Below are 12,549 nucleotides of genomic sequence, written 5' to 3'. Positions count from 1 at the left end.
GACACGCTATTGCACGCCGGACGAACTCGAACCCGAATCGCTATCGATGGCTCGCGTGGCGCTGAAGCCGGCGCTCATCGTGACGCGGAAGGCCGACAAGACCTTCTGCACCTGTGTGAACGGCGCGTCCGAGATATAGATGGCCTGGCCTTCATGGACCGTAAATTCGCGGGCCAGCGCCACCTGCTCGGGACGCGTCAGATCAAACTGATACACCACCGGCAGCAGGTCCGCCTTGCCTTCCACCCCGGCCTTCGCGGGCGTGAACAGGAACACGGAACGCGGGTCGGCCAGCTTGTCGTCCAGGCCACGGGAATCGGCCAGTGCATCCAGCACCGAGTAGTTGCGCTTGCTGATCGCCACACGGCCTTGGTTACCCGCAGCGCCCAACACGGTCAGGTATTCACGCGAGTCATAGGCGGTGATGACATCGCCCGGCCGCAGCATGATGTCGTTGTTCTGGTTGCGATAGATATCCGACAACCGCACCGACGCCACCTGATTGTCGCGGCGCAGGCTGATCACGAGCTGTTCGGGATTCGTCTGCACCGGCGCGGCCTGCGCCAGCGCGCTGCTCAGGCGTTGCGCGGTCTGCGTGATGGGATACATGCCGGGCTTGGTCAGGTTGCCCTGCACCGTCACCATCTGCCCGCGCGCATCGGCTGCGCGCGTGACGCTCACATCCGCGCCCACGACAAGCTTGGCCAGCCGCTGCACGATGGCGTCATGCAATTGCGAGAGCGTCGAATCCGCGGCGCGGAATTTCCCCAGGATCGGGAACGAGACATACCCTGTCCGGTCGATTTCCTGATTGCCCAGGTCGCTGACGCCGGACGGGTCCGCCGCGAATACGCCCAGGCCACCGCGTTCCCACACTTTGACGTTGATGCCGTCGCCCGGCACCAGGCGGTCGAATCCTGCCTGCGTAAGATCCCGGTACGGCACCGGAAAGTCAGACACCTCTGGCACCTGGCTCGCGCGCGCAAGCTCGCGCGAGGCGGGCATCACGACGACATCCTTGTCATCGTGAGCCCCCGTCATTTCGCTCAACATCGGACCGGAACGCGGCAGCTGGCATCCCGAAAGTGAAAGAGCGGCCAACACCAGCAGGGCGAAGGCCGCGTTGCGCCGCAGGCCGAAAGCCGGGACGTTCATGTGCATAAAAACCTTAAATCTGTAGGACCTCGGGAAGACCAGCCGTGTGTCAGGCAAGCATGCGCTGCATGGGCTGGAAGTCGATGCGTTCCTCGTTTTCCGAGACGGGCAGGACGGGCACGCACAGGCTCAGGAACTTGCTCAGCATCGCGTCGAGCGAAAACAGGTCTTGTGCCCGGGTACGGCTCTGCGCCTTCAATGACTCGTTGCTGCGCACCCGATCAACCATCGACTCAACCTTGTCGCAAGCTTCGGTCAGGTCCGGATGTTCGACATCGCTGAGCAGATGGCCTGTTTCGTTTTCCACGAAGCACTCTCCGGCGCCGCCAGCGGGTGTCGAGATCACCGGAACGCCCAACAGCTGCGCTTCGATCAACACGTTTGGCAAGCCCTCATAGCGCGACAGCAGCAGGCTGGCGTCCATCTGCGAATACCAGTAGCCCACGTGGTTGGACAGGCCCACCAGCAACAGGCGATCGGTCACGCGCAGTTCTTCCGCCAGCGCCACGATGTTGTCGTGCAGGCGTCCGTCGCCCACGATGACAAAGCGCGCCTGAGGCCGCCGCTTCAGATACATCGCGGCAAGCTTGATCCAGAGCTGCGGCCGCTTGTCCGGTTCCAGCCGGAACACGCCGCCAATCGTTTCAGTGGCGTCGGTGGTGGCTTCCTTGAAGGACTCCCACTTTTGCTCGTCGGCGCTGGATGCATTGGTCGCCAGGTCGGGCACGCCGTTGTACAGCACGTGAAAGCGCACGACGGGAATGCCCAGCCACTGCGCGTACGCCTCGGCGGCCGTGCGGCTGTTGCTGACGAAGTACACGCCCGGCACTTGCGCCAAGGCCTGGAACAGCTCGGGATACTCTTCGCGGAAGCGGTCTTTGCGGATGTTGGGCGGCAATCCGCGAAACACCAGGTGGATGGTCGGCACACCCGCAAGCAACGCGGCCAGCGCGCCGAACAGGCACGTGCCGTCTTGCCACAGGCTGACGACGTCAAACGGGTTGGCGCGCAGCACCGGCGCAAGCCGCGTCACGCCGTAGTGCACGGGCGGGGGCAGCTGTTCCAGCATGCGGCCCAGGCGGCCGTCGGGCACCGATTGATGCGCCACCGAAATGGCGGGCAGCTTGTTGATCTCGGTGACCGGAATCTGCGCCTGCACCAGCACCGGCAAAAAGAAGTCGAGCCCTTGCTTCTTTTTCGTCGAACCCGCCGGCTCGGTGTGCTGCTTGACCATGACTTCGACCTTCTCGGGCCGCATCACCACGTCCGGCAGCTGCCGATCCGGCTGCTCCGCCATGCGCGTCAATTCGCCGGCAAGGCGCGTCAGCTGGCGCTCGGCGCCGCCGGGGCCCAGGCTGCCCGTCACCAGGGCGACGGACACGGGCTTTTCTGGCGGCTGCTCGGCGATCTTGCGGTTGCGAAAGTGCAGGATGGCGTGCTTCATCGACACGATCCGCACGTCCTTTCCCGCCAGGCCGCCTTCGGGCTCAAGGCCCTTGAAGAAGGCGTAGTCGGTGGCCAGCGCGTTGGCCAGCTCCGCCGCCTTGCTGCCCGGCGCCAGGTGCGCGGCCACGGGGCGGATCGCTTCATACGCGTCCGCCAGCAAGCCGCGCTTGCGCAGCCGTTTGGCGAATTCAACGCGGATATTGCGATCCGTGTGTTCCAGAATCAAGCGCCGGAACAACTGGTCCGACTGCTCGTGTGCGCGGATGTCGCTAAGCAACTTGGCGCGGGCGAACAGCCGCGACGGGTTCTCCGACGTTGCCGGCAGATGGCGGTCGACCAAGGACAAGGCCTCGTCGACATGCCGTTCCTTGACCAGCCGCGTCGCGCAGTAGCGCACGATAAGAAGGTCGTCCGGGCACTCTTGCAGCAGGGTTGCCCACTGCTCGGCCATGCCCTCGTTCAAGCCTGCCGATTCCTTCAGCCGAAGCAACAGGAAGCGGACCTTCGAGTCTTGCAGATGGTCGCGCGCCAACGCTTCGGCGCGCGCCAGGTTTTCTTGTGCGACCTGGACCCGCACCGACGCCGTGACGATCTCCTCCAACTGGGCATGCACCCATTGAAGATCGGACGCAACGTCCGCCCGTTCGGTAGTCAGTGGTGGGTTCATGCTGCCTTCCTTCGATTGGCTTTTTCGATCCACACCAAGCAGCGATCGATGTAGTGATCGAACTGCGTGGGGTTATCGGACAGTTCGCGAAGGCGGCGCCAGTACGGCAAAGCCTGTTCGAAACGATGCAGACGCATGGCGCCGACGGCGGCCAGGCGCAGGCCGATGGCGTCGGTGGGAACCAGTTGCAGGATGCGTTCGCCCAGCGCCAGGCGCTCGGTGGTGCTGGCCGGGTCCAACGCGCGCGCCTCGGCATACAGCACGGCGATGATGCGGCGCTTTTCGTGATCGACTTCCGTCATCTGCGGCCACGATTGGGCAACGCGTTCCAACAGGTTCCAGGCGGCGCGGTGATCGCCTGCCGCGAGGATTTCGCGAGCGCCGCGAATGGCGCGCGGGCCCAGCCTGCCCAGTTGGCGTTCGGCTTCATCCTTGGCGTTCTGGTCGGCCGAGGCGTTGGCCAGCACGGCCTGGTAGGCGTCGATGGCTTCGCCGAACCAGCCACCGTTGAAGGCCACGCGGGCAAAGTACAGCTGCGTGCTCAACGGTGCGGCCTTGTCGGCGGCGGCTTGTTCCAGATGGCGCATGGCGGTCTGCTTGTCGCCCAGCGCATCGGCCGCGCGGCCACGCATTGCGTCCAGTTCGGGGAAATCAACCTGCGTATCCAACGCGATGTCGGTCAGGTCGATCACTTCCTTGTGATTGCCGGCCAGCAGCGCGGCGCGTACGCCAAGGCGCATCGCTCGTTCGAACGCACGCTGCGCGCGCAGGGCGGTCAGGGCGTCGGGGTTGAGCAGGCGGTGCGCGCAGATGCGTTCGGCGGCATCGCGCAGGCGTCCTTCTTCCAGCGCGCGGGTGCCGTCCTCGGCCCATGCGGCCGACTGCGATTGCAACCAGGCGCTGATGTCTTCGTGTTGGCTCTTGGCCAGGCCGCAAGACACGGCCAGCGCGGCGGCGGCCATGATGCAACCGCGCCACGAGGCTTCCTTGACCAGTTCCAGCGCGTCCACGTCTTCCAACGCGGGGGATTCCGACGCCAGGGCGCGCAGGCCGGCGCGGTCGCCCGCCAGCAGCCGGTCGCGCCACAGCACCGCAAAGCCCCGGCCGTACGTCGGGATGGCTTCGCGCACTTCATTGACCCAGCGGATGACGGCGTCCATGTCGCCGCTGGTTTGCAACAGCGACAACACGGTGTCGGCCGCTTCCAGCGCGGTGGCGTCGGTGGGCGGCGAAATGCGGAACAGCTGCTTCCAGTTGCCCAGCGACTCGTCCACGTGACCCAACTGGCCGGCGGAGGCCGCGGCGATGCGGACGATTTCGGGCGTTTCGATTTCGTCGCCCAGCAAGCCGGCCGCAAGCGAGTACGCCAGATCGTGGCGGCCCAGCTTGAAGTGGTTGCGCATCAGGATCTGTTCCGCCTTGCTGCCGGAAGCCAGAGCGCCGTCCGCGCTGCCCAAGAGCTCAAGCGAACCTTCGTAGTCGCCCAGTTCTGCCTGGATGCGTGCGAACAGCAGCATGTGCTCGGGCAGGCCGGGGTGGCGGCGCAGCACGTCGCGCACGCGGCGCGAGGCTTCGCGCAGGTCGCCCGAATCCCAGATCTTTTCGATGCGCTCGGCGCTGTCGTCGGCGCCCAGCTTGGGCACGGACACCTGCGTGGTCGATGCGCTCATGCGCGGGCGCATGTAGTTCTTGAACCACTCGTGGCACAGGCGTTCGGCAAAGACCTGCGTGTAGTGCGTCAAATCCAGCCCGCCGTTTTCCATGGCGTCGGCCTGGCCGATCTTGCTCATGAGCGGCGTCGGGTCATAGCACGGCACGCCGATGCGCTGCGCGCTTGCGGCCACGGCGGCGATCAGCTGCGCGCGTTGGTCGATCGGCACGTTGTCCGGCGTCAGTGCGTTGACATGCGTGACGAACACGACCTTGTCATGACCCAGCAGCGCGACCAGCTCGCGCATTTCGGCTTCGATTTCTTCGTCGGTCTGATCGCGCTTGACGATGCGCGACAGCAGGTCCTGGTCATCGCGCGACAGGCTTTTGAACACGGCGTCCTGGTCCAGCTGCACACGGCGTTCGGCAAGCCGGTCGGTGCTGGCCAGCTGCCAGAACATCCGGGTGCGCGCGCGGTCGGCGAAGAACTCGCTGAAATAGCGAACCAGATAGTTGGACTGAATGGGATGGCCGTCGATGGTCAGCAGCTTGCGCGAAGACAGCTCGACCATGTACAGGTCGGCCGGCTTGTGCGTGCCGCGGCGCGCTTGCTCGCCATTCGAAGGGCGGAAGATCAGGCGCTGCACGTCGGCCGGAATGTCCATCTGGCCAAACATGAAACGCGCCTGCTGTAGCGCCTCGGCGCTGGTGTGCACAAAGCCGTAGTTGCGCCCCAGTTGCAGCTTGATCGGGTAGCGTCCCACGGCGTCACGCAGGGGCGTATGAATTCGGCAGGTGCCGATCGGAGCGATAGTAAATGCAGTCATCCAGGGTCTCTCCTGTAGTGATGGATAGCGAGCCTGAACTTAAAGAGTCCAGTACAAGAGGTCGGGGGCAAGGCGCTTGCTGTCCAGCACCGACTTCAGGTCGCACACCATGCCTCCGCTGTTGACCAAGCCGGGGAGGTCTTCCCAGATGGTCTCCATGGTTTCGCGGTGAGGGACCGCGAGAATCAGCACGTCCATGCCACCGAATGCTTCGCGAGGGACGAGCTTGATGCCGTATTCGTGTTCCATCTGTTCGGGGTCGACCATCGGATCGCACGCAACCGGCGTGATGCCGTAGCTGCCCAGCGCCTGGTACAGGTCGACAACCTTCGAGTTACGGATGTCGGGCACGTTTTCCTTGAACGTCATCCCCAGGATGCCGACGCGCGTGGACGCGTTCAGGCGGCCGTTGCGGGCCAGCGTCTGCACGATGCGCTGTGCAACATGGTTCGCCATGCCGTCATTGATGCGGCGGCCGGACAGGATGACTTCCGGGTGATAGCCCAGTTCCTGGGCTTTGGACGTCAGGTAGTACGGGTCGACGCCGATGCAGTGTCCGCCCACCAGGCCGGGCGAGAACTTCAGGAAGTTCCACTTGGTACCGGCGGCGTTCAGGACTTCCGAGGTGCGGATGCCGACCAGATCGCAGATCTTCGACATCTCGTTCATCAGCGCGATGTTGATGTCGCGCTGGGTGTTTTCCAGCACCTTCGCCGCTTCGGCCACCTTGATGGACGAGGCGCGGTGCACGCCGGCGTCGATGATCTTCTCGTACACGCCGGCAATGATCTCCAGCGATGCTTCATCCTGGCCGGACACGATCTTCACGATCTTCTCCAGCGGATGCTCGCGGTCGCCCGGGTTGATCCGTTCGGGGCTGTAACCCAGCTTGAAATCGACGCCGCAGCGCAGGCCGGACACCTTTTCGAGTTCGGGGCCGCAGATTTCCTCGGTAGCGCCGGGGTGGACGGTGGATTCAAACACCACGATGGAACCCGGACGCAGCACAGGGCCAATCGATTGGCATGCGCGCACCAGCAGGGAAAAATCGGGGTTGTTCTTTTCGTCGACCGGCGTGGGAACGGCGACCACGAAAAAGTCGCAGCCTTCCAGTTCCGAAATCTGGTCGGTAAAGGTCATGGCAGAGGCACGCAGGGCGTCGTCGTCAATCTCGCCGGTCCAGTCATGTCCCTCTTTCAGTCGTGCGATTCTCCGCTTATCTACATCAAAGCCGATGACATCAAAGCGCTTGGAAAATGCGACGGCTACGGGCAGGCCGACATATCCAAGGCCACACACTGCGATTCTCTTTACCACGGGGGCCTCACTGTTTTCGTCGTGTCGTGGACACTAGAAATCGACGCCCGAAGACACGTAAATCGATTCAAAATCGATATACGACTGTCCCCATTGGGCGGACTTATTGCTTAAGAAATGTTTCGTCTCGAAACCTACACATACGTGTCGGATGACGAGCCAACGAATCGTAGATGGGCCAGACAGCAATATTCTTTCTAAAAATTATTATTGCTGTGGAAATGAGTCAGGGTTTCCGTAATAAACCCCGGGAATTCCCTCAAATAATTACATTCATTACACAAACCGCAACACAGAATGGCCGGGCAATTGTTAATGAATATTAAAAAGGGTATTTCTTATTCTTGTTTAACCATACTGAAAAACATAATGCTTGTTCAGCGGGTATTTATTAATAGCCTAAAGCAATTATTCCGTAATGCAAAATCGTTGTGTACAAGCCCGTCATAATCCGCTGAATAATGCCCCTGAAAATCGCCGTCTTCAAAGCACTTGGCCCACCGCATGCGGTGGGCCAAGTGCTTGATATAAAAGACGAACAGCGGTGTTATTCCACCGTCACGCTCTTGGCCAGGTTGCGCGGCTTGTCCACGTCCGTGCCGCGGGCGCAGGCCGTGTGGTAGGACAGCAGCTGCAGCGGAATGGTGTGCAGGATGGGTGACAGCTTGCCGTAGTTCTCGGGCATGCGGATCACGTGCATGCCTTCGGCGCTTTGGATCTTGCTGTCGGCATCCGCAAACACATAGAGCTCGCCGCCGCGCGCACGCACTTCCTGCATGTTGGACTTCAGCTTTTCCAGCAGCTCGTCCTTGGGCGCGATGGTCACAACCGGCATGTGCTCGGTTACCAGCGCCAGCGGGCCGTGCTTGAGCTCGCCAGCCGGGTAGGCTTCGGCGTGGATGTAGCTGATTTCCTTCAGCTTCAGCGCGCCTTCCAGCGCGATGGGGTAGTGCATGCCACGGCCCAGGAACAGGGCGTTTTCCTTGGACGCGAAGCGATCGGCCCACGCCATGATCTGCGGCTCAAGCGCCAGCACCGAACCGATGGCCACCGGCAGATGGCGCAGCGCCTTCAGGTGATCGGCTTCCTGCTCGTCCGACAACTGTCCGCGCACTTGCGCCAGCGTCAGGGTCAACAGGAACAGCGCGGTCAGCTGGGTGGTGAAGGCCTTGGTCGACGCCACGCCGATTTCAACGCCGGCGCGCGTGATGTACGACAGCTTGCATTCACGCACCATGGCGCTGGTGGACACGTTGCAGACGGTCAGCGTGTGCTCCATGCCCAGCGAACGCGCGTGCTTCAACGCGGCCAGCGTGTCGGCGGTTTCGCCCGACTGCGAGATCGTGACCACCAGCGAACGCGGGTTGGGCACGCTGTCGCGGTAGCGGTATTCGCTGGCGATTTCCACGGCCACCGGGATCTTGGCGATGGACTCGATCCAGTACTTGGCGGTAAGACCCGCGTAGTAGCTGGTGCCGCAAGCCAGAATCAACAGCGAATCGATCTCTTTGAAGACCTTGTAAGCCTGGTCGCCGAACAGCTCGGGCGTGATGGCTTCGATGTCTTGCAGCGTGTCGCCCACGGCGCGCGGCTGCTCGAAGATTTCCTTCTGCATGTAGTGGCGGTACGGGCCCAACTCAGCCGCGCCCGTGTGCACGTGCACGGTGTGCACTTCACGATCCACGTTCTTGCCGTTGGCGTCCACGATCCACACGCGCGACAGCTGCAGGTCAACGACGTCGCCGTCTTCCAGGTAGATGATCTGGTCGGTCGTGCCAGCCAGCGCCAGCGCGTCGGAAGCCAGGAAGTTTTCGTTCTGGCCCACGCCCACCACCAGCGGCGAGCCTTGGCGAGCGCCCACGACGCGATGCGGTTCGTCGCGGCAGAACACGGCGATGGCGTAGGCGCCATGCAGGCGGCGCACGGCGTTCTGCACGGCTTCGAACAGGTCGCCGGCGTACAGGTGGTTCACCAAATGCGCGATCACTTCGGTGTCGGTCTGGCTTTCAAAGACATAGCCCACGGCCTGCAATTCAGCACGCAGTTCGTCGTGGTTTTCGATGATGCCGTTGTGCACGAGCGCGATGCGCGGCTCGTCGTTACCCAGATGCGAGAAGTGGGGGTGCGCGTTGTGCGTGGCCGGCACGCCGTGCGTGGCCCAACGCGTATGGGCGATGCCCGTGAAACCCTGCACCTTGTCTTGGGCAACCTGGTCGGCCAGCTCAGCCACGCGCTGCGTGCTGCGCGTACGGCGCAGATGGCCGTCGGCATAGACGGCAACGCCGCAAGAGTCGTAGCCGCGGTATTCCAGCCGCTTCAGACCTTCAACAAGAATCGGGGTGATGTCGCGCTGGGCGACGGCGCCAACAATGCCGCACATAGGAGAGACTCCGCTAAGTTCGTGTACCGACGCATTGTGCGCGACCCGCAAAGAAATTTGATTTCTTAATACGTCTATATTTGGAAGTTAATTCCCTTACATATTTGTGATTAAATAATCTTTCTTCAAAACGATGTTTTTGAATTAATCATGCAAAATATGCCCAATCTGCTGCCGGAACTCGATGATCTGGACCTGCGCATTCTTGAACAGTTACAAGAAGACAGCTCACTGACCAACCAGGATCTGGCCGCACGCGTGCATGCCTCGCCCCCCACCTGCCTGCGGCGAGTGCGGCGCCTGGTGGATGAAGGCGTGATTGCCCGCCAGGTCGCCATCCTCGCGGCCGAAAAGCTGGGCAGCACGCTGACGGCAATCGTCGAGATCACGCTGGATGTGCAGGCCGCCGAAAGCCTGGACGCGTTCGAACAAAGCATGCTGACCGAGCCCGCCGTGCTTCAGTGCTACCGCGTATCGCCCGGCCCGGACTTCGTGGTGATCGCCCAGGTAAAGGACATGCCCGCCTACCACGCACTGGTCCACCGCGCCTTCACGGCGCAAGCCAACGTGCGCAACGTGCGCACGTTCTTCTCGGTGCACCGCGCGAAGTTTGAAACGAGGATTGATGTGCGGGGGTGAGTGCCCCCGCAAGGGTCAGCGCCCGCCCAGCAGCCGCTCGAACTGCGCCAGATACCGGTTGCCCATTTTCTGCACGTCGTGTTCGTTCTTGACGTACTCGTACGCGCGCGCCGTCACATCTTGGCGGAATGCGGCGTCGTCCAGGCAGCGCGCCATGCCGGCGGCCATGGCCTGGTGGTCGCCCACCGCCACCAGCACGCCGCGCCCGTCGGCCAGGCTTTCTTTCAAGCCGCCGGCGTCGGTGGACACCACTGGCACGCGTTGCAGGAAGGCGTCCAGCACGCTGCTGCCTAGCGCTTCTTCTTCGGAGCTCATGACGAACACGTCGAGGATGCTGTAGAAATCTTCGACGCCTTTGCGAAAGCCCGCGAAGCGGTAGACGTCTTCGATACCGAGCTTTTTGGCTTCGTCCTTGGCCTGCTGTTCGCGGTCGCCGCCCGCGCCGAAGTGCAGGAAGACGAAGTCGCGGCGCGTCTTGGCCAGTTCGCCCACGGCGCGCACCAAGGTGACGGGGTCCTTGTCGCGGATCAGCGCGGCGGAGGTCGCCATGACCTTCTTGCCGGTCAGTTCGAATTCGCGCACCAGGTTGGCGACGTTCTCGGCGTTGATGGCGTGCGGTTCGACCGCGCTGCGGATGATGACGGGTTCGATGCCCAGCCGGCGCGGTTCGCTGGCGGCCATCTCGCTGATCGCCACGAACAGATTCGCGTGGCGCCACTTGTAGCCGGTTTTCCATTCGTCGCCCGGCTTCACCACAAACGACGTGCGGCGCGAGAACACCACGGGGCTGCGATGCAGCCACTTGGTCAGCACGGCCCACGTGATGGTGTTGGCGGTTTGCGCGTGGATGATGTCGTAGCGGCTGGCGCCCGCCAGGAACGCCAGTTGGCCCGGCACATTGCGGCAGGTGTGGGCGACGAAACCCTCTTGGCGCGCGCGCTCGGCCAGCGGCGCGCCTTCGCGGCACATCACTTCGACGTCATGGCCCGCCTTGCGGAAGGCGCGCATGCAATACAGCGTCTGCCGTTCGCCGCCGCGCCAGCCTTTTTCGAAGTTCAGTTGCAGGATCTTCATGCGCGGCCGATGCCCGAATACTCGAAGCCCAGGCCGCGCACGTCGGCGGGCGTGTACAGGTTGCGGCCGTCGATGATCAGCGGCGTCTTCAGCAGCGCCTTCACGCGGTCGAAGTCGGGTGCGCGGAACACCTTCCATTCGGTCGCAATCAGCAGCGCGTCGGCGCCGTCCAGCGCGTCGTACATGTCGGTGGCGAAGCTGATGCCCGGCTGGCCGACCAGCACGCGGGCGGCCTCGTGCATGGCAACGGGGTCATAGGCGCGCACATCGGCGCCACGGCGCGTCAGTTCGGCGATGACCGTCAGGCTGGGCGCTTCGCGCATGTCGTCCGTGTTCGGCTTGAACGACAAGCCCCATAGCGCAATCTTGCGGCCGCGCAGGTCTTCGCCGTAGCGTTCCACCAGCTTTTCCGACAAGCGGAATTTCTGCGCGTGGTTGGCGGCTTCGGCGGCTTCGATGACGCGCATGGGCAGGGAATTTTCGGCGGCGGTGTTGACCAGCGCCTGCACGTCTTTGGGGAAGCACGAACCGCCGTAGCCCGCGCCGGGATACAGGAAGTGATAGCCGATGCGCGGATCGGCGCCAATGCCGCGGCGCACTTGCTCGATGTCGGCGCCCAAGGCTTCGGCCAGGTTCGCCATCTCGTTCATGAACGAGATGCGCGTGGCCAGCATGGCGTTGGCGGCGTACTTGGTCAGTTCTGCCGAACGCACGTCCATCACCATCAGGCGGTCGTGCGTGCGCTGGAAGGGTTCGTAGATGCGGCGCATCACGCCGATGGTGTAGTCGTCGTCAGCGCCCACGACCACGCGGTCCGGGCTCATGAAGTCATTGATGGCGGCCCCTTCCTTCAGGAATTCGGGGTTGGAGGCCACGCTGAAGGGAATGTCGACGCCGCGCGCCGCCAGTTCCTTGGCCACCACCGCGCGCACCTTGTCGGCGGTGCCGACCGGCACGGTGGACTTGTCGACGATGAGTTTGCGCGTGGTCATGTGGCGCGCGATGTTCTGCGCGGCGGCCAGCACGTACTTCAGATCGGCGGAGCCATCTTCGCCCGGCGGCGTGCCCACGGCGATGAACTGCACGTCGCCAAAGGCCACGCTTTGCGCCACGTCGTCCGTGAAATGCAGGCGGCCCGCCTGCACGTTGCGGCGGACCAGATCTTCCAGGCCGGGTTCATAGATGGGGATGCCGCCTTGGCGCAACAGGGCGATCTTCGCCGCGTCGACATCCAGACACATGACGTCGTTGCCCATGTCGGCCAGGCACGCTCCCGACACCAACCCCACGTAACCGGTACCCACGACCGTGATTTTCATGCCTGCCCGCCTTCAAAATAGGGAATCTTGCGCGCCTGGCTTCAGGAACCAGGCGCCGGCCGCCATTATAGAAGC

At 63.1% G+C, this 12,549-nt stretch carries 8 protein-coding genes; 1 reads left to right on the top strand and 7 read right to left on the bottom strand.

Translation table 11 applies throughout. The features are described from left to right. Window positions 1–6: 6 nt before the first annotated feature. The 5 genes from AC1DB0_RS08995 to glmS form a co-directional block, all read right to left on the bottom strand. On the bottom strand, window positions 7–1,161 hold the full coding sequence (locus AC1DB0_RS08995; protein ID WP_054421085.1) for a polysaccharide biosynthesis/export family protein: 1,155 nt from the start codon (window positions 1,159–1,161) through the stop codon (window positions 7–9). Window positions 1,162–1,204: 43 nt separating this feature from the next. Continuing rightward, entirely contained in the window at window positions 1,205–3,268 is a 2,064-nt protein-coding gene (locus AC1DB0_RS08990) for a glycosyltransferase (RefSeq protein WP_447576917.1), read from the bottom strand. Further along, entirely contained in the window at window positions 3,265–5,745 is a 2,481-nt protein-coding gene (locus tag AC1DB0_RS08985; RefSeq protein WP_476757371.1) for a hypothetical protein, read from the bottom strand. Before AC1DB0_RS08985 ends, AC1DB0_RS08990 begins: the two co-directional genes overlap by 4 nt. 39 nt (window positions 5,746–5,784) lie before the next feature. Beyond that, complete coding sequence (locus AC1DB0_RS08980; protein ID WP_082386902.1) at window positions 5,785–7,044, bottom strand: nucleotide sugar dehydrogenase; 1,260 nt, start codon at window positions 7,042–7,044, stop codon at window positions 5,785–5,787. Window positions 7,045–7,609: 565 nt separating this feature from the next. After that, on the bottom strand, window positions 7,610–9,442 hold the full coding sequence (gene glmS, locus AC1DB0_RS08975) for a glutamine--fructose-6-phosphate transaminase (isomerizing) (protein ID WP_054421081.1): 1,833 nt from the start codon (window positions 9,440–9,442) through the stop codon (window positions 7,610–7,612). Between the two features lie 150 nt (window positions 9,443–9,592). Here glmS and AC1DB0_RS08970 point away from each other — a divergent pair, with 150 nt between their 5' ends. Next, the gene (locus tag AC1DB0_RS08970) at window positions 9,593–10,081 is read left to right on the top strand and encodes an Lrp/AsnC family transcriptional regulator (protein WP_054421080.1); all 489 of its coding nucleotides are present in this window, start codon (window positions 9,593–9,595) and stop codon (window positions 10,079–10,081) included. Window positions 10,082–10,096: 15 nt separating this feature from the next. On the opposite strand, the gene AC1DB0_RS08965 is transcribed toward AC1DB0_RS08970, so the two are convergent. Together AC1DB0_RS08965 and AC1DB0_RS08960 are read right to left on the bottom strand one after the other, a co-directional pair. Further along, complete coding sequence (locus tag AC1DB0_RS08965) at window positions 10,097–11,155, bottom strand: glycosyltransferase family 4 protein (RefSeq protein WP_346552471.1); 1,059 nt, start codon at window positions 11,153–11,155, stop codon at window positions 10,097–10,099. Then, window positions 11,152–12,474 (bottom strand): UDP-glucose dehydrogenase family protein, encoded by a 1,323-nt coding sequence (locus AC1DB0_RS08960; RefSeq protein ID WP_175170662.1) that lies wholly within the window; start codon window positions 12,472–12,474, stop codon window positions 11,152–11,154. The genes AC1DB0_RS08965 and AC1DB0_RS08960 overlap by 4 nt, the downstream gene beginning before the upstream one ends. Window positions 12,475–12,549 lie beyond the last annotated feature (75 nt).

Source organism: Achromobacter sp. 10T422 (assembly GCF_056394065.1).
The sequence above is the reverse complement of the archived record's forward strand: the minus strand, read 5'-3'. Positions and strand labels throughout refer to the sequence as shown.

Excerpts from the sequence above, each read along its gene's own strand:
- AC1DB0_RS08995 (WP_054421085.1), bottom strand. The coding sequence starts at position 1,161 with ATGCACATGAACGTCCCGGCTTTCGGCCTGCGGCGCAACGCGGCCTTC.
- AC1DB0_RS08990 (WP_447576917.1), bottom strand. The coding sequence starts at position 3,268 with ATGAACCCACCACTGACTACCGAACGGGCGGACGTTGCGTCCGATCTT.
- AC1DB0_RS08985 (WP_476757371.1), bottom strand. The coding sequence starts at position 5,745 with ATGACTGCATTTACTATCGCTCCGATCGGCACCTGCCGAATTCATACG.
- glmS (WP_054421081.1), bottom strand. The coding sequence starts at position 9,442 with ATGTGCGGCATTGTTGGCGCCGTCGCCCAGCGCGACATCACCCCGATT.
- AC1DB0_RS08970 (WP_054421080.1), top strand. The coding sequence starts at position 9,593 with ATGCAAAATATGCCCAATCTGCTGCCGGAACTCGATGATCTGGACCTG.
- AC1DB0_RS08965 (WP_346552471.1), bottom strand. The coding sequence starts at position 11,155 with ATGAAGATCCTGCAACTGAACTTCGAAAAAGGCTGGCGCGGCGGCGAA.
- AC1DB0_RS08960 (WP_175170662.1), bottom strand. The coding sequence starts at position 12,474 with ATGAAAATCACGGTCGTGGGTACCGGTTACGTGGGGTTGGTGTCGGGA.